Annotated in this window: 17 protein-coding genes; 9 read left to right on the top strand and 8 right to left on the bottom strand. The window is 65.9% G+C overall.

The genetic code is table 11. The annotated features are described in order from the left end of the window. Positions 1 to 231 precede the first annotated feature (231 nt). On the bottom strand, positions 232 to 963 hold the full coding sequence (locus AC5RUQ_RS08520; RefSeq protein WP_493946862.1) for a potassium channel family protein: 732 nt from the start codon (positions 961 to 963) through the stop codon (positions 232 to 234). A gap of 76 nt (positions 964 to 1,039) precedes the next feature. Between AC5RUQ_RS08520 and AC5RUQ_RS08515 the strand changes: the two genes are divergently transcribed. Both AC5RUQ_RS08515 and AC5RUQ_RS08510 read left to right on the top strand, forming a co-directional pair. Further along, a complete protein-coding gene (locus AC5RUQ_RS08515) occupies positions 1,040 to 1,585 on the top strand; it encodes an acyl-CoA thioesterase (RefSeq protein ID WP_493946861.1) in 546 nt (181 codons plus the stop codon). A gap of 111 nt (positions 1,586 to 1,696) precedes the next feature. Then, a complete protein-coding gene (locus AC5RUQ_RS08510; RefSeq protein WP_458781376.1) occupies positions 1,697 to 2,110 on the top strand; it encodes a thioredoxin family protein in 414 nt (137 codons plus the stop codon). Between the two features lie 88 nt (positions 2,111 to 2,198). Here AC5RUQ_RS08510 and AC5RUQ_RS08505 read toward each other — a convergent pair whose 3' ends face one another. Continuing rightward, entirely contained in the window at positions 2,199 to 2,477 is a 279-nt protein-coding gene (locus AC5RUQ_RS08505; protein ID WP_163161755.1) for a putative quinol monooxygenase, read from the bottom strand. Positions 2,478 to 2,591: 114 nt separating this feature from the next. On the opposite strand from AC5RUQ_RS08505, the gene AC5RUQ_RS08500 reads away from it, so the two are divergent. Continuing rightward, positions 2,592 to 4,268 carry an AMP-binding protein gene (locus AC5RUQ_RS08500; RefSeq protein ID WP_493946860.1) on the top strand — a complete coding sequence of 559 codons (1,677 nt, stop codon included), beginning with the start codon at positions 2,592 to 2,594 and terminating at the stop codon, positions 4,266 to 4,268. An 18-nt stretch (positions 4,269 to 4,286) separates the two neighbouring features. Here AC5RUQ_RS08500 and AC5RUQ_RS08495 read toward each other — a convergent pair whose 3' ends face one another. The 3 genes from AC5RUQ_RS08495 to AC5RUQ_RS08485 form a co-directional block, all read right to left on the bottom strand. Further along, complete coding sequence (locus AC5RUQ_RS08495) at positions 4,287 to 5,096, bottom strand: ABC transporter permease (RefSeq protein ID WP_493946859.1); 810 nt, start codon at positions 5,094 to 5,096, stop codon at positions 4,287 to 4,289. Then, positions 5,096 to 6,064 carry an ATP-binding cassette domain-containing protein gene (locus tag AC5RUQ_RS08490; RefSeq protein ID WP_493946858.1) on the bottom strand — a complete coding sequence of 323 codons (969 nt, stop codon included), beginning with the start codon at positions 6,062 to 6,064 and terminating at the stop codon, positions 5,096 to 5,098. The genes AC5RUQ_RS08495 and AC5RUQ_RS08490 overlap by 1 nt, the downstream gene beginning before the upstream one ends. 116 nt (positions 6,065 to 6,180) lie before the next feature. After that, positions 6,181 to 7,164: a DNA-3-methyladenine glycosylase family protein gene (locus AC5RUQ_RS08485; protein ID WP_493946857.1), complete on the bottom strand. Its 984-nt coding sequence runs from the start codon at positions 7,162 to 7,164 to the stop codon at positions 6,181 to 6,183. 209 nt (positions 7,165 to 7,373) lie between these two features. Here AC5RUQ_RS08485 and AC5RUQ_RS08480 point away from each other — a divergent pair, with 209 nt between their 5' ends. The 5 genes from AC5RUQ_RS08480 (at position 7,374) to AC5RUQ_RS08460 (ending at position 12,699) form a co-directional block, all read left to right on the top strand. Continuing rightward, complete coding sequence (locus AC5RUQ_RS08480) at positions 7,374 to 7,781, top strand: VOC family protein (RefSeq protein WP_493946856.1); 408 nt, start codon at positions 7,374 to 7,376, stop codon at positions 7,779 to 7,781. 35 nt (positions 7,782 to 7,816) lie between these two features. After that, positions 7,817 to 9,202: a cystathionine beta-synthase gene (locus tag AC5RUQ_RS08475; protein ID WP_493946855.1), complete on the top strand. Its 1,386-nt coding sequence runs from the start codon at positions 7,817 to 7,819 to the stop codon at positions 9,200 to 9,202. 25 nt (positions 9,203 to 9,227) lie between these two features. Beyond that, on the top strand, positions 9,228 to 10,391 hold the full coding sequence (locus AC5RUQ_RS08470; RefSeq protein ID WP_493946854.1) for a cystathionine gamma-synthase: 1,164 nt from the start codon (positions 9,228 to 9,230) through the stop codon (positions 10,389 to 10,391). Positions 10,392 to 10,491: 100 nt separating this feature from the next. Continuing rightward, positions 10,492 to 11,892 carry an MFS transporter gene (locus tag AC5RUQ_RS08465; protein WP_493946853.1) on the top strand — a complete coding sequence of 467 codons (1,401 nt, stop codon included), beginning with the start codon at positions 10,492 to 10,494 and terminating at the stop codon, positions 11,890 to 11,892. 36 nt (positions 11,893 to 11,928) lie between these two features. Beyond that, entirely contained in the window at positions 11,929 to 12,699 is a 771-nt protein-coding gene (locus AC5RUQ_RS08460) for an SDR family oxidoreductase (RefSeq protein ID WP_493946852.1), read from the top strand. On the opposite strand, the gene AC5RUQ_RS08455 is transcribed toward AC5RUQ_RS08460, so the two are convergent. The 3 genes from AC5RUQ_RS08455 to AC5RUQ_RS08445 are packed head-to-tail and all read right to left on the bottom strand — an operon-like array spanning position 12,696 to position 16,106. Beyond that, positions 12,696 to 14,240, bottom strand: coding sequence for an APC family permease (locus AC5RUQ_RS08455; RefSeq protein WP_493946851.1), 1,545 nt, complete (start codon positions 14,238 to 14,240; stop codon positions 12,696 to 12,698). The two genes, AC5RUQ_RS08460 and AC5RUQ_RS08455, sit on opposite strands and share 4 nt — an antisense overlap. Before the next feature lie 13 nt (positions 14,241 to 14,253). Beyond that, entirely contained in the window at positions 14,254 to 15,465 is a 1,212-nt protein-coding gene (locus AC5RUQ_RS08450; RefSeq protein ID WP_493946850.1) for a glutathionylspermidine synthase family protein, read from the bottom strand. Between the two features lie 2 nt (positions 15,466 to 15,467). Beyond that, positions 15,468 to 16,106 carry a Tat pathway signal protein gene (locus tag AC5RUQ_RS08445; RefSeq protein WP_493946849.1) on the bottom strand — a complete coding sequence of 213 codons (639 nt, stop codon included), beginning with the start codon at positions 16,104 to 16,106 and terminating at the stop codon, positions 15,468 to 15,470. A gap of 169 nt (positions 16,107 to 16,275) precedes the next feature. On the opposite strand from AC5RUQ_RS08445, the gene AC5RUQ_RS08440 reads away from it, so the two are divergent. Beyond that, positions 16,276 to 16,932 carry an MOSC domain-containing protein gene (locus tag AC5RUQ_RS08440; protein WP_493946848.1) on the top strand — a complete coding sequence of 219 codons (657 nt, stop codon included), beginning with the start codon at positions 16,276 to 16,278 and terminating at the stop codon, positions 16,930 to 16,932. Positions 16,933 to 17,060 lie beyond the last annotated feature (128 nt).

Raw genomic sequence — 17,060 nt, 5'->3', positions numbered from 1 at the left:
GGCGTCCGTACACCCAGAAAATACGGAAGCTCCGCGAGGAGGCGCTGCCATCAGAAGCCATCCGGTGGACAGGCCAGCACTTGTTCGGTCCTAGGAATCCCGAGTCTAGGAACCCTGCACAGGTCACGGCACCAGTAGGGATTACCCGAATATTTTGGTGCAGTACTTGGGACGTCCCGGAGCAATACTCAAAACCGCAATGGCCTGATACCTGCTGAGGCCACGCCGGGACTAGCGGCTGCGCTGGTCCTTCAGCTCCGCAATCTCGCGGCGTAGTGAAGCCATCTCCGCTGCGAGTTCTGCCACCCCGGCCCGGAGCGGCTCCTCGGCATCCGACACCGCTTCGGCCGTGTCCTCCACGCGCTGCACCAGCCAGGACGCGATGGAGGCTGTAACCACGCCCAGGACGGCGATTCCGCTCATCATCAGGGCCGCGGCGACCATCCGGCCGATGGGCGTCACCGGGTACATGTCCCCATAGCCAACAGTGGTGATGGTGGTCATGGCCCACCACAGCGCATCGCCGAAGGTGACGATCTTTGCGTCCGGGGCGGACTGCTCCACATCGAGGACGGCAAGGGCCCCGACAAATACCAGCATCGCGGCCGACCCCGCCACATACGTAACAACGCGTCCCCGGAGCGTGTCACCCAGCGTCCGGTGCAGCACCGACAGCAGCGTCACCAGCCGGAGCAGGCGGAGCGGCCGAAAGAACGGCAGGGCCACAATGAGCAGTTCATGGAGGTTCCGGACGAACCAGCCGCTCCGGTCATCGGCGAGCCAAAGGTTGGCTACATAGTCCACGGCAAAAATGCCCCAGGTAGCCCACATTACCGCTTCAAGCCACAACGCGCCGCTGCCTTCAACGCGGCCGATCACTTGCCACGCATACGCTGCCAGGAAGATGAGCGCAGTCACCGTGAGCGGCCAGTCCGCCAGGTCCCGGTAGCGTTGTTGGGTCATGCAGGAAATCCTACGCGGACGGTCTCCGGTAGCCCCGCCGATACCCCGCTAAGTTACCCACAGGTAACATAGGTTCATGCACCTGCTTCTACGAACCCTCCTGCTGCTGTTCACGTCATCCCGCCGCCCGCCGTTGACCGTCTGGGATGGGTCCTCGCTGCCGCTGCGGGTGCTGCCCACGGACATCGACATTGCCATGCACATCAACAACGGCATGTACCTATCCCTGATGGACCTGGGCCGGTTTGACCTGATGGTTCGCAGCGGGGTATGGAAGCGGATGCGCCGCCGGGGCTGGGGTCCGGTGGTGGCCGCAGAAACCATCGCCTTCCGGAAATCCCTCCAGCTGTGGCAGCAGTACACCATCGAAACCCGCATCATCGGCCTGGACGCCAAGGCCATCTACTTCGAGCAGCGCATGGTGGCCGACGGCGAAATCTATGCCCGCGCCTACATCGCCACCCGCCTGGTCCTCAAGGGCCGGCCCGTCAGCCAGGAGGAGATACTCCGGGAGTTCGGCCAGCCGCCGGCGGACCTGGTGCTCCCTGACTGGGTCCACGAGTGGCGGGCGTCCAGCGCGCTGCCGGGGAGCCGGACGCCTGCGCCGCACCTGTGGGGCTGACACATCCCGCCTAGTGCCGGCATGGTGATCTGAGAACGTGCACGTTATTCCCGATGACGCGTGCAGCGAACAGCCGCGACAAGCGCGGGCCGTCCCGCGTACCGTTGACACATGGCTACCGTTGACATCACAGGTGAACAGTTCGCATCGACCATCGAGGGCAACGACATTGTCCTGGTGGATTTCTGGGCAGAATGGTGCGGCCCCTGCAAGCAGTTCGGACCCACGTACTCGGCCGTCTCCGAGAAGCACCCGGATGTCCTCTTCACCAAGGTGGACACAGAGGCTGAGCAGCAGCTCGCCGCCGAGGCAGGCATCTCCTCCATTCCCACGCTGATGGCTTTCCGCGAAAAGGTGCTGGTGTTCTCACAGCCCGGCGCGCTGAACTCACAGCAGCTTGAACAGGTGGTTGACGCCGTGAAGGCCCTGGACATGGACGAAGTCCACGCCCACGTGGCACGCCAGCGGGAGGAAGCCGCTGCGGCCGCCGGTCCGCAGGACGGCACGCAGATTCCCGAAGCGTGATTCCCCAGGCATGACCCTTCCTTAAACTGACGAAGCGGCGCCCTCTCCACGAGAGGCGCCGCTTCGTCTTTGCCGGTGTAAGCGGCCGTTAGAGGCGTTCCAGCTTGACGGGCTCGGCCAGGAGCGCGCTCAGGGATTCGTTCAGGTCCTGCACCGCGATGCCGTTGGAGTGCTTGGCCAGGTCCTCCTCCGATGCCCACTGCTCGGTGAGGACGAGTTTTTCCTCCGTGGCTTCGGTGAGCTCGTAGCGGATGCAGCCGGGTTCGTTCACCACCTCGTCGATGGCTATTTCGAGGGCCAGCTTTACGCGGTAGAACTCTCCGTCGTTGGGAATGAAGGTTGCCTGCAGGTCAATGGGTGAACTCATGGATTTCACAATACCGGCCGTCGGCTGACGGACCGTTCCTGTTGCCGCTGCCCGCGGGACTGTTGCGCCTCTTACGTGCTTCTATTGCCCGGGTCCTGTTGGTAGCGTGCCATCATGCGTGCTTATACAGCCGGGAACACTGACGTTCCGCTACTCGAAGAGACCATCGGCGGGAACTTCGAGCGGGTGGTGGAGAGGTTCCCGTTCCATGACGCCCTGATCGAGGCGGCCGCGGTGCCGGGCGCCGACGCACGGCGCTGGAGCTACACCAAGATGAACGACGACGTCGACCGGCTGGCCCGTGCGCTCCTCGCCCTGGGCATCGCCAAGGGCGACCGGGTGGGGATCTGGAGCCCCAACTGCGCCGAGTGGACGCTGCTGCAGTACGCTACCGCCAAGGCCGGCGCCATCCTGGTCAACGTCAATCCCGCCTACCGCAGCCACGAGCTGGAGTTCGTGGTGAAGCAGAACGGCATGCGGATGCTTGTCACGGCGCCCTCGGACCGGAACAGCGATTACGTGGGCATGGCACGGCATGCGCTCGCAGAGTGCCCGGACCTGCGTCAACTGGTGTTCCTTCCCGTTCCCGGCGGGGAAGGGCCCGACGGCGGGGTCCCGCTAAGTGACGCAGAGCTGACCTACGCTGAGCTGCTGAGGCGGGCGGACGACGTCGGGCATTCCGGGCTGCGGGCACGCATGGCTGAACTGAGCCCGCACGATCCCATCAACCTGCAGTACACCTCAGGGACAACGGGATTTCCCAAGGGCGCCACGCTGACCCACCACAATATCCTCAACAACGGCTACTCCATAGGGGAACTGCTCGGCTATACCGAACAGGACAGGGTAGTGATCCCGGTGCCGTTCTACCACTGCTTCGGCATGGTGATCGGCAACTTGAATGCTCTCAGCCATGGGGCGGCCACCATCATTCCCGGCCGGGGGTTCTCGCCGGCGGCCACCCTGGAGGCCGTGCAGGATTTCGGCGGCACCTCGCTGTACGGGGTGCCCACGATGTTCATCGCCGAGCTCGCCCTCCCGGACTTCGCCTCCTACGACCTGTCCACCCTCCGCACGGGCGTCATGGCTGGATCCCTGTGTCCCATCGAGGTGATGAACCGCGTTATCTCCGACATGAACATGAAGGATGTGGCCATCTGCTACGGCATGACCGAAACGTCACCGGTTTCCACTATGACGCGGCAGGGGGACAGCCTGCAGCACCGCACGGAAACTGTGGGCCGGACCATGCCGCACCTGGAGAGCAAGATCGTGGACCCGGGTACCTGGGAAGTCCTGGAGCGCGGGCAGATCGGGGAGCTGTGCACCCGCGGCTATGCGGTGATGGCCGGGTACTGGAACCAGCCTGAGAAGACCGCCGAGGCGCTTGACGGTGACGGTTGGATGCACACCGGCGACCTGGCCCGGATGGATGACGACGGGTACGTCATCGTTGAAGGCCGGATCAAGGACATGGTGATCAGGGGCGGTGAAAACATTTATCCGCGGGAAATCGAGGAGTTCCTTTACACCCACCCGTCCATCCAGGACGTGCAGGTGATCGGGGTGCCGGACGAAAAGTATGGCGAGGAGCTGATGGCCTGCATCATCCTCCAGCCCGGCGCGGAACCGCTGGACGCAGACGCAGTCTCGGAGTTCTGCCGGGGCAAGCTGGCCCACTACAAGATTCCGCGCTATGTGGACGTGCGGGACAGCTTTCCCATGACCGTCTCCGGAAAGGTCCGCAAAGTGGAAATGCGGGAGGAAGCCGTGGCCCGGCTGGGGCTCTGACCGCGGCGCGTCCCCTGCTCAGTTGAGGTTGCGGTTGATTGCCTTCACCCCCACAACGAGCCCGACGGCGGCTGTCACCGAAGCGGCGAGCAGGCCCAGGAGGGTGTCAGTTCCGACGACGCCGGCGAACAGTTCACGTTCCGCATTCACCAGGTAGGTCAGGGGGTTGAACAGGCTGGCGGTCTTCATCCATGCCGGCCCGGCTTCGATTGGAAGCATGATGCCGGAGAGGATCATGAGCGGAAAAAGCAGCGTCTGCTGGACACCCCAGAAGATCCACTCCTTGTTCTGCGAAACGAGGGCCAGCGCATAGGACAACGCCCCCAGTCCGATCCCGAAGATCCCCAGGATGATCAGCCCGAGCAGCACGTGAAGCGGGTAGAAGACGAAACCGAACGGGATGCAGACCAGGGCGATGAGGAGCCCTTGGATAACCAGCGGCGCCCACTCCTTCAACGCCCGGCCGATCATCAGCGACGAGCGGGACAGCGGTGTGGCCAGGATCCGTTCGTAGGAACCGGTCATCAACTCGTACTGCAGGTTGGAACCGGTCATGGAGGTGCCGAACAGCGCGATCATCACCACGACGCCGGGCAGGAACCACTGCAGCGTGGACTGGCCTCCGAAAGCCGGCGCCCCCACGGCCGCGCCGAGCAGCGGGCCGAACAGGCCAAGGAAAACCAACGGCTGGATCAGCGAAAAGATGAGCGAGAACGGGTCCCGCAAAGGCAGCAGCATTTCACGCCAGAACACGAACCGGGTATCGTGCAGGACCTGGCCAAGGCCGGGCTTTTCCCTGGGCTCAGCGGCGATGGCTCGTGTGCCCATCAGCGGTTTGCCCCTTCCCTGAGGTTGCGGCCGGTAAGTTCCAGGAACACGTCGTCCAGTGTGGGCGGCTTCAGCTCCAGGGACTGGGCGGGAGCACCGGCGTCGTCCATCTCCTTCAGAAGCGCCGGCGCCAGCCGCGCGCCCTCCGGTAGCCGGAGGCGGAAGCGGACAACGCCGTCGTACGAATTCTCGGAGACCTCACCGCCGGCCGCGGCACGGCCCAGCAGCCCGCGGACCCCGGAAGCGCTGCCCGCCGCCACCTCGACGGCGAGCAGGTCACCGGCGAGGTTTGCCTTCAGCCGCCCGGCGGTGTCATCAGCGATGATGTGGCCGTGGTCGATGATGATCACGCGCTCGGACATGGAATCCGCCTCGTCCATGTAGTGCGTGGTCAGGACGATCGTTGTGCCGTGTTCTTCCCGCATCCGCATGATGTGCTCCCACAGGTTGGCCCGGTTCTGCGGGTCCATGCCGGTGGATGGCTCGTCGAGGAACAGCAGCCGGGGGGAGTGCATCAGCCCCAGTGCCACGTCCATCCTGCGCCGCTGCCCGCCGGACAGTTTCACCACGGTGCGTTTGGAAAGGTCTCCCAGGTCCAGGGATGTGAGGAGTTCCTGCGCCCGGGCCAGCGCGTCAGAGGAATTCATGCCGTAGAAGCGGCCCTGCATCACCAGTTCGTCAATGACCCGGAAGCTGTGGCCGCCGCCGTTGCCCTGGCCGATGTAGCCGATGCGCGCCCGCACCCCTGCCGGATCTGCGGTGACATCAACACCCGCAACCGAGGCGGTCCCCGACGTGGGCCGGAGCAGGGTGGTGAGCATCCGCAGCGTGGTGGACTTGCCGGCGCCGTTCGGGCCGAGGAACGCCACCAGCTCACCGGGGGCAACATCGATGTCGACGCCCTTGACGGCTTCTACTGTTTCCTTTTTGACGGTGAAGTTCTTGGTGAGTTTTTCCGTGTGGATCATGGGTGGCTCCAGAGGATGCGGCATACCGGGGCTCTGGACGGGCTCCCTGGCGTCACGCTATACCCATCGCCGGCGCACGTCCACGGAAAACTGCATGGATGCGGCGCGCGCCTGGCCTAGTGCCGGCGGTGGTCCTGGATGGTCATCCGGGGGCCAAAGGTGGGCTTGCGGAAGCCGCTGCTCTGGATCATCCGCACCACGCGCTGGCGGTGCCCTTCCCAGGGCGCAAGCAGGCGGAGCATGCCGGCGTCGTCCGTCCGGCGGCCCGTGAGTGCCGCGCCCACATAGGCAGCCAGGTGATAGTCACCCAACGAGATGGAGTCCGGGCAGCCGTGCGTGCGCTGTACCACTTCCGCCGCTGTCCAGATGCCGATTCCCGGGATTGTCTGCATCTTTGCTGCGGCCTCCAGCGCCGGCAGCGCTGCCAGCCGTTCGAGTGCAACGGCGGACCGCAGCGCCCGCATGACCGTCGCAGACCGCTGCGGCCCCACCCCTGCCTTGTGCCACTCCCAGCTGGGGACCTGCAGCCACTGGGCGGCCGTGGGCGCCAGCACCAGGCCGGGCGGCGTGTCGGTGCCGGCCAGCGGGGCCGGTGTTCCGTACCGGTGCACCAGGTACCGGTAGGCCCGCCGCGCTTCGATGACCGTCACCTTTTGCTCCAGGATGATGGGCACGAGCTGGTCAATCATGTGCCCGGTGGACGGAAGCCGCAGGGCCAGGCTCCGCCGTCGTGCCTCCCGGACCATGCGGGGGAGGGTGGCGTGGAACGCTGGCTCATCAAAGGCCCGCCAGTCGTCGCCGGCACCCAGGAGCCGCGGGACTGATTCAATGGCAGCGGCGGCGCCGGGGCCCCAGGCCTGGGTGTCGACGCGGTGCTCCAGCCCGGTGCTGCCGGCCGGACTAAACCGAAGAGTGGCGGGGCCCTCTTCGGTGGTGAAGGCATGCCAGATGACACTTCCCTGGACGCTGAAGGATGGATCGCTGGTGCCGCGCAGGAGCGGGCCGAGGGTCCGCGCCAGATCATAGGGGCCGTCCGGATACCACCGGAGCGAGGCGTCCGCGGCGGCCGCCAGCCGCGCGGGTGCCTCTGCGATCGTCATGCACCAATCGTCCCACGGCGGGCTGACAACGTGCCCGCCCTGCCGGTTCTGGCGCCGGAGTTTTTGTCCACGTAGGCAGGGCTTCACGCCTCGGAAGTCTGCATATCTGGACAAAAACCCGGCCCTTAACGGGCAGCGGACAGAGGACTAGACTCCACCCTGTGGTGCGGAAACGCTGCACTGAAGGCTCGAAAAACCAGGAGGAAACAATGGGTGGAGTAGTGCATTTCGAAATTCCCGCGGACGACCAGGAACGGGCCAGGAGCTTCTACAAGGAGGCCCTCGGCTGGCGGATCGATCCCGTCCCGGGCATGGACTACAACATGGTGATCACCACGCCCATGGACGAGTCCACGGGACAACCGACGGAAGCGGGCGCAATCAACGGCGGCATGATGGCCCGGGAGGCAGACCTGACGAACCCCGTCCTCACCGTGGATGTTGAGGATATAGAGGCCACGCTGAAGACAGTGGAGTCTTTGGGCGGCGCCGTGGTGCGGGCGAAGGAAACCATTCCCGGAATGGGCTCCTTCGCATACTTCAAGGACACCGAAGGCAACGTCATGGGCCTCTGGGAGAACCTTCCCGCTGAGGAGCAGGCACAGGCCGCCGGGTAGCGGAATGCGCCTGCGGAAGCGGTAGCTTTGTACTCATGAAGTACGCCCAGTCCGTCCTGGACCTCATCGGCAATACCCCGCTTATCAAGCTCAACCACGTGACGGATGGCGTCAAAGCCACAGTCCTGGTCAAACTGGAGTACCTGAACCCCGGGGGATCCATCAAGGACCGCATCGCGGCGAAGATGGTGGAGGATGCCGAGCGGGACGGCAAGCTGCAGCCCGGCGGCACGATTGTTGAGCCCACGTCCGGGAACACGGGTGTGGGTTTGGCGCTCGTGGCCCAGCAAAAGGGCTACAAGTGCATCTTTGTGGTGCCGGACAAGGTGGGCGAGGATAAGCGCGCCGTGCTGCAGGCCTATGGCGCGGAAGTGGTGGTGACACCCACCGCCGTGCCGCCGGACAGCCCGCAAAGTTACTACGGCGTGTCGGACCGGATCGTCCGCGAGACGCCCGGAGCGTACAAGCCGGACCAGTTCTCCAACCCCGCGGCACCCGGCAGCCATTACCTGACTACCGGCCCCGAGATCTGGCGGGACACTGACGGCAAGGTCACCCACTGCGTCATCGGCGCCGGCACCGGCGGCACCATCACCGGCACCGGCAGGTACCTCAAGGAAGTTTCGGCGGGCCGGCCGGCGTCCGACGGCGGGACGGTCCGGATCATCGGCGCCGACCCGGAAGGTTCGGTCTACTCCGGCGGCACCGGGCGCCCGTACTTCGTGGAGGGCGTGGGCGAGGACATGTGGCCCGCCAACTACGACAAGTCCGTCCCGGACCAGGTGATCGCCGTCAGTGACGCCGACTCCTTTGCCATGACCCGGCGCCTGGCCCGTGAAGAGGGCCTGCTGGTGGGCGGATCCTCGGGCATGGCTGTGGTGGCCGCGCTGCAGGCGGCGCGGGACCTGCCGGAAAGCGCCGTCGTCGTCGTGATCCTGCCTGACTCCGGCCGCGGCTACCTGGCCAAAATCTTCAACGACCAGTGGATGCGGTCCTACGGCTTCCTCTCCGGGGGCGAGGAGACCTCAGTGGGCGAGGTGATCAGCTCCAAGAACGGCGAACTGCCGGACCTGGTGCACATTCACCCCAACGAGTCAGTCCGCGATGTCATCAACATCATGAACGAGTTCGGCGTCAGCCACATCCCGGTCCTGTCCCAGGAGCCCCCGGTGGTGATGGGCGAGGTGCTGGGCGCGGTGGATGAGCGCACCCTCACCGCCAAGCTGTTCCGCGGCGAAGCCAAGCTGACGGACAAGATCTCCGAGCACATGGGTCCGAAGCTGCCGGTGATCGGTTCGCTGGAAACCATCTCGGCCGCCAGGGAGCTGCTCTCGGACGTGGACACCGTGATGGTCACGTTTGTGGGCGCTCCCGTAGGGATCCTCACCCGCCACGACCTCCTGGCCTACCTCAGCAACTGAACTGCAACGCCGATAAAGGAGCATCATGTCCGTATCGAAGAACCAGGGCTTCAACACCCGGGCCGTCCACGCCGGCCAGGCTTTCGAGCCCCGCACAGGGGCAGTGGTGCCGCCACTGCATTTCAGCTCCACCTACGCCCAAGACGGCATCGGCGGGCTCCGGGACGGCTATGAGTACGGCCGCGGCGGCAACCCCACGCGTGACGCGCTGCAGGAACAGCTGGCCGCGCTGGAAGGCGGCACGCACGCCTACAGCTTCAGTTCCGGCCTGGCGGCTGAGGACTCCCTCATCCGCGCCCTGACCCGCCCCGGGGACCACATCGTGCTGGGCAACGACGCGTACGGCGGCACCTACCGGCTGATCAGCCGGGTGCTGGGCGGTTGGGGGATCGGCAACACTCCCGTGGACATGGCAGATCTCGACGCCGTGCGGGCGGCGGTTGCCGCCAACAAGACGCGCTTCGTCTGGGTGGAGACCCCGTCCAACCCCCTGATGAAAATCACCGACATCGAGGCCCTTGCTGGAGTTGCCCACGACGCCGGCGCCCTCCTGGTGGTGGACAACACCTTCGCTTCCCCGTACCTCCAGACCCCGCTGGCCCTGGGTGCCGACATCGTGGTGCACTCCACCACCAAATACATCGGCGGGCACTCGGACGTGGTGGGCGGCGCCGTGGTGGTCAAGGACGCGGAGCTGGCCGAAAAGATCGGGTTTGTGCAGTTCGCCGTGGGCGCCGTTTCGGGTCCCATGGACGCCTTCCTCACCACCCGCGGACTCAAGACCCTGGGCGTGCGGATGGACCGGCACAGCCTCAACGGCCAGGCAGTGGCGGAGTGGCTGCTGGAACGCCCCGAAGTGGAGGCTGTCCTGTACCCGGGGCTGCCGACGCATCCCGGCCACGAGCTCGCCAAGAAACAGATGCGGAGCTTCGGCGGCATGGTGTCAGTCCAGTTCAAGGGCGGCGAGGCGGCGGCCAGGAAGGTAGCCGAATCAACCACGGTGTTCACCCTGGCGGAGTCGCTGGGCGGCATCGAATCGCTTATGAACTACCCGTCCGAGATGACCCACGCCTCGGTCAAGGGCACCGAACTGGCAGTTCCGGTGAACCTCCTCCGCTTGTCGTGCGGCATTGAAGACGTGGAGGACCTGGTGGCGGACCTCGACCAGGCCTTCTCCTCGATTCCCTAGGGGTGACGGTAGCCATTTGGGCAAAGAAACACCTTCCGCCCCCGTCCGAGCAGGCAACAACCCACGCGCCGTCCTCGAAAGCTCAGAACGGAGCAGCCGCATGAGCCCCGACCGCACGGCCGACGTCGACGGAACCGCCTCGCAAGCCGGCCCGGGCGCTGCCGCCGGAACGGACAGCCCCGGATCCGCCGTCGTTCCGCCCCACCGGCGGCCCCGCCGCTTTCATCCTGCCTGGACCGTTGCCGCCGTAGCCTTCCTTGCCCTGGTGGGTGCCGCCGGTTTCCGTGCTGCACCAGGTGTCCTGATGGTCCCGCTGCAGGAGGAGTTCGGCTGGTCCACCACCGTGTTGTCGGCGGCTGTCAGCATCAACCTGGTCCTCTTTGGGCTCACAGCGCCGTTTGCCGCTGCCCTGATGGAGCGGTTCGGCATCCGGGCAGTAACGTCAGTCGCGCTGGTCCTGATCGGCACGGGCAGCGCCCTCACCGTGCTGGTGAACCAGTCCTGGCAGATCCTGCTGACCTGGGGCCTGCTGATCGGCCTCGGCACCGGATCCATGGCGCTGGTCTTCGCCGCCACCATTGCCAACACCTGGTTCGTCAAGAACCGCGGGCTGGTGATCGGCATCCTGACCGCCGGCAGTGCGGCCGGCCAGCTGGTCTTCCTGCCGTTTATCGCCATGCTGGCCCAGGACCCGGGCTGGCGGCAGGCGTCCCTCCTGATCGCCGCGGGAGCCCTGGCCGTGGTCCCGCTGGTGCTGAAGTTCCTCAAAAACTCCCCGGCCGACGTCGGGGTCCTCCCGTATGGTGCGGAACAAGCTGCCGCCGGGGCACACCCGGCACCGCCTGCGGACACTGGTCCGCGCGCCAACGCAGCAGTGCGGGCGCTGCAGGTGCTCCGGCGGGCCAGCCGGGTACGGACCTTCTGGGCGCTCGTGGCAGGCTTCGCGATCTGCGGGGCAACCACCAACGGACTGATCGGCACCCACTTCATTCCCTCTGCGCACGACCACGGCATGCCCGAAACCACCGCCGCCGGCCTGCTCGCCGTCGTCGGCATCTTTGACATCGTGGGCACCATCGCCTCCGGCTGGCTGACGGACCGGTTCAACCCCCGGATCCTGCTTGCCGTCTACTACCAGTTCCGCGGGATCGGACTGCTGGTGTTGCCCCTGCTCCTCAGTGCCGAAGTCCAGCCCAGCATGATCGTCTTTGTGGTGATTTACGGCCTCGACTGGGTGGCTACTGTCCCGCCAACGGCGGCCATCTGCCGGGAAACCTTCGGCGCGGACGGCAGCGTGGTGTTCGGCTGGGTCTTCGCGGCCCACCAGCTCGGAGCAGCCGCTGCCGCCCTGGGTGCCGGCGCCATCAGGGACGCCACCGGCCAGTACACGTACGCCTGGTTCGGCGCCGCCGCGATGTGCACCATCGCTGCAGTCATCAGCGCCACCATCCGAAGGCATGGCAGCTCCCGCGAAACCGTACCCGCCGGCGCCGCAGCCTGACCCGGAAGGCAGCGCAGCGGCCAGTACGCTGATCCCATGGAAACCCCTGCCGAAGGCCCTGTCCGTCACGTAGCCCTGATCACCGGCGCTGGCCGGCTTGCTTCCATCGGCGCCGGCATCGCCCGCCAGCTTGCCGCCGAAGGCTGGGACCTGGTGCTGGCTTACTGGCAGGACTACGACGCCCGGATGCCGTGGGGGAGCGAGCCGGACGACGTGGTCCGTTTGACGGCCGAGCTGGAGGCGATCGGCGCCAGCGTCCACTTCCTGCCCGCAAACCTGGAGGACCCGGGCACGGCCGATCGCCTCCTGGCTGAAGCGGTGCAGCTGGCCGGTCCGCTGCAGGGCATGGTGCTGAGCCATGCCGAGTCCGTTGGCTCCGGCGTCCTGGACACGAGCCTGGAATCGTTCGAACGCCACTTTGCCGTGAACACGCGGGCCAGCTGGCAGCTCATTGCCGCTTTCGCGCGGCAGGCAACGGCTGACGGCGGTGCGATCGTTGCGCTGACCAGTGACCACACGTCATTCAACCTGCCCTACGGCGCCTCGAAGGGCGCGCTGGACAGGATCGTCATCGCCGCTGCCCGCGAGCTGGGGCCGCGGGGAATTTCCGCCAACGTCCTCAACCCGGGGCCGGTGGACACTGGCTGGATGGATGACGAGGTGCGGGAGGCCTTGACCGCCCGGCAGCCCACCGGCCGCCTGGGCACCCCTGCCGACGTCGCCGGTACCGCTGCGTTCCTGCTCTCGCCGGCCGGCCGCTGGGTTTCGGGACAGCTCATCAAGTCAGACGGTGGCTTCTCCGCCTAGCAGTCAGCGCTACTTGCTTGGGGAGGGGTGCTGCTCTTGCTGGTGGCGGTTGCCTTGCCGGTGAAGTAGCTGCGGGTTGCGGGCAGGAACCGGCAGACGACGGCGAGCACCACTCCAAGTGCCAGCAGCACCACACCGCTGATAAACGCTCCGCCGACGCCGAAGATCTGGGTGTCGCCATAGGCCGGGTCCCACATTTGCACGGCCGAGATAAAGAAAGCAGCCGTTAGGAGCAGCGCGCCCACCAGCGGCAGGATGCCGCGGAACCAGAGGTTGCGTGCCGACTGCCGCAAGGTATCCCGGAAGTACCAGAAGCAGGCGAAGCCGGTGAGGGCGTAGTAGAAGGCGATGAAGAGGCTGATGGCGCTAATGGAGTCTGACAGCAGGTTTTCGCTGAGGAAACTCATGGCGACGTAGTAGGCAATCGCTGCCGCCCCCATCACCTGTGTGGAGAAACCGGGGGTTTGGTTCTTCGGGTGCACCTCGCCGAACTTGGCCGGCAGGGCACCGTGCACTCCCATGGACAGGGTGCCGCGGGCGGTTGGCAGGATGGTGGTCTGGGTGGAGGAGAGCACCGAAGCGAGGACTGCGACGACGATCAGCCAGCCCCAGGGGCCGAGGACCACGTCCTTCATGGCCAGGAAGACGTCGTCCTGGTTGGCCTCGTTGCCCAGTCCGATGCCTTCTGTGCCCACAGTTGCGTACATCATCACCAGGAGCGCAACAGAGACGTAGATGGCCACCAGGATGAAGGCGGAGATCACCGCACCCCGGCCGGGGGTGGTGGAGGGGTTTTCGGTTTCCTCATTGACCGCCAGGCAGGTGTCCCAGCCCCAGTAGATAAACAGCGCAAGCAGCGCGCCATGGACCACTGCGCCGGGATCGGCGAAGGCCCCGGAAGGGTTGAACCACTCAAAATCGAAAGGTTGCCCCTCCGGCGCGCCGCTGACAATCCGAATCACGATGGCCAGCGCAAAGATGCCCAGCGCGATGTACTGCACGTAGGTCAGTACCCGCTGGACGTGTTCGCCCAGCCGGATGCCCCGGTAATTCACCAGCGTCATCACGGCGATGAACAGCACACCCGTGGCGGTAACTATCACCTTGTTTTCGGCCAGCGAGCCGTCACCTACCAGAAGCCACAGGTACTGGCCAGCCACCTGGGCGAGATTGGCCAGGACCACGATGCCGGCCAGCGCAACACCCCAGCCGCCCAGCCAGCCGGCCCACGGTCCGAAGGCCCGCCAGGACCATGTGAAGGTGGTGCCGCAGTCCGGGATGGCGCTGTTGAGTTCGCGGAATGCGTAGGCGATGAACAGGACGGGGATAAAGCCGAGCAGCAGGATCAGGGGAGTGTAGTTTCCGTTGACCGCAACGATAAGGCCCAGCGTGGCGGCCAGCGAATACACCGGCGCCGTCGAAGCCAGGCCCAGCATGACCGAGTCGCCAAGGTCCAGGATGCCAGCGCGGAGCCCCTTGGACGGAACGGAGGTGCCGGGCCCGCCGCCCGGTCCTCCCGCCGTCGTGGTTTCCGTGCTCATGGTGTCACCGGGCTCATAGTGCGATACCTGCTTTGCTGGAGTGGGCCGCGGCCGAGAGCGGGGCCGGGGCATCGATGGTGTTGGGCAAGAACCTGCAGAAGTAGTCGGTGACGGGGCCGTCCGATTCGCGGATCCCGCAGCCCACGGACTCACCGTCCACTACCCAGAGGCCAAGGACGGGATGGTTGCCGTCGAAATCCGGCAGCGGATGGTACTGCTGGTAGCACCATCCCTCGCGGCCGTATCCGCCGGGTTGTTCCAGGCTGATGCCCTGGGCGTGGATCTTGATGTTGTCGCCTTCGCGGCCATGCAGGGGTTTGGCCACCCATTCCTTGAGCGGCCCGGGTTCGTTCAGGTACGCCGGCAGCAGGTTGGAATGCCCAGGGAACAGGTGCCACAGTGCCGCGAGGAGCGCCTTGTTGGAGAGCAGCATCTTCCAGGCGGGTTCAACCCAGCGGGGATTGTGGGCGCGTTCCAGCAGCCGGGGCCCGAAGGGTTCCTTCATCATCAGCTCCCACGGGTACAGCTTGAACATGGTGCTGATCATGAAGTTGTCCAGGTCCACAAAGCGGTTCAGGTTGGGGTCCCAGCCGATATCGGACATGTTGATGCCGATGGTGGTCCATCCCGCCTGGCTGGCCACGTCGCGCATGTAGGCGGCGGTCATCCAGTCCTCCCCGGACTCCTCGACCTCGGAGTGCGCCACGTGCAGGGTGCTCATCCCGGTGCGGAACTGCATCTTCTTCCACTGCCGGATCAGCGCTTCATGGATGCCGTTCCACTGGTCCTTCTCCGGGAAGACGTCCTGCAGCCAGAACCATTGGGCCACGGCGGCCTCGATCAGGCCGGTGGGGGTGTCCGCGTTGTACTCGAGCATCTTGGCAGGCCCGCCCTGCCCGTCGTAGATGAAGTCGAAGCGTCCGTAAACATCGGGATCGCCTGCCTGCAATGAGTCCGCAGCCAGCTCGAGGGCCTGCGGGCCGATGCCAATGTCCCCCATGGCGCCGGTGGCCAGGAACCGGGCGGCCTCCAGGCACATCTTGTGCATATCCTCGGCCGTTCCCTCGAGGGTCTCCACCTCGTCCAGGGTGAACTCGTAGTAGGCGGCTTCATTCCAGTATTCGATCCTGCGGCCGTCCGGCATGGTGGTGGTGGAGAACACCAGGCCCTGTTCTTCAATTTTCTGCTTCCACCCGGGCCTGGGCTCGATCAACTTCCGCTTCACGCCTAGCCCCCCGAGACTTTGCCGCCGCCACCGCTGGTGCCGCTTTTGGCGCTGGTGCCGAAGCCGCCCCGGCTGACGGTGCCGCCCTTGGTGCTGTAGCCCGTGGAGGCTTTCGCGCCGCTGGGCACGGTCCGCGTGTAGCTGGGGGCGGTTGAGCGGTTCTGCCCGATGGCGGGGACGTACGCCCCGCGTGAGAAGAAGTACCAGGCGTAGATGCCGCCGCCCCTGCCGGCAGAGCTGTCACAGCTGGTGTCCTCCACGCGCTCGCCGGTTTCGTCATTGAAACAGACCTGCGCGTACTCCGGCTCGTCCTGGTTGCTGGCAACCACCGCGGTGATGGTGCCGGCCAGCAGGGCAGTCACGCCCAGGCCCACCACGACGGTGCGCCGCTGGGAGCGCTTCTTCCGGGCCGCCCCCTCGGCCTGCTGCTTCTCCCGGTCACGGGCAAAGGGATCTACCGGTGTGACTGGTTCGTTCAGGAGTTCCGGGCGCAGTTCCGGTTTGGGTACCTGCCACGGGGGAGGCTTGGGGGCGTCCGGCGCCGGGGTGCCGTCCGGTGCGGCAGCGGAGCTGCCCGCCGCGCCGGCCTGCCGGCCGTCGCCCCTGGCTGGATCGTGCTCCGGGTCCTTGTTCGGGTCCACGGCGTCCCCCCTCAGTTCTCCACGTGAATTGGGCACAGCGCTGCACCCCCAATTGCAATCCTCAAATCAGCGTAGTCCCTGCAGCCTGCTGCTGCGAGCAGGAAAGCCGGGAGAACTCCCCATGGCGGGGTAGCCGCCACGGGCAGCACTGGAAACCTACACTGGTCCCATGGAAACCGCTTCTGTGCTTGCCGTGTGCCGTGTTCACCAGCTCGTTCCGGATGCCTCCAGCGTGGGCGTGACTGCCATCGACAAGCGTGCGGTGGAGGGGCCGGTGAAGGTGCACAAGCTGGGCCTGCAGGGCGACATCCAGGCGAACCGGGTCCACCACGGCGGGCCGGACCAGGCCCTTTACGCCTACTCGCAGGCGGACGCCGACTTCTGGGCCGCAGGGCTCCAGCGCGACCTGCCGCCGGGAATTTTCGGTGAGAACCTGCGCGTGGCCGGGATAGACGCCACGGGGGCGGTGATCGGCGAACGCTGGCAGATCGGCCTCGACGTGGAAGTGGAGGTTACGTCCCCGCGTACACCCTGCGCCACGTTCCAGCGACGGCTGGGTGAGCCGCAGTTCGTCAAACGCTTCACCGGTGAGGGCAGGGTGGGCGCCTACCTCCGGGTGATCCGCGTTGGCACCATCCGGGCAGGGGACCATATCCACCGGACGTACATCCCCAGGCATGGGATTACTGTGGGCAAGTGGTTCAGTGAACCGGACCTGGAGTCGATGGAAGCACTGCGTGGCGCCGACGCCGACGGCGAGATCCGGCTGCAGCAGCCTGAGTTCAAGCAGAAGTTCGCGGCGCTGGAGCGGCAGTTGGGCCGGTAACAACCTACGCGGGTGGCTGGCAGGGGAGCCATGTGGGCAAGCTCACCGCCGCCGTCGTGCTCCCAATTACCGCTGGGGCCGGTGCGTGCCCTACACTTGAAATATCCCCCACTCCGGAAATCCCTTAT

It is taken from the genome of Arthrobacter sp. MDT2-3 (assembly GCF_059090465.1).
The sequence above is the reverse complement of the archived record's forward strand: the minus strand, read 5'-3'. Positions and strand labels throughout refer to the sequence as shown.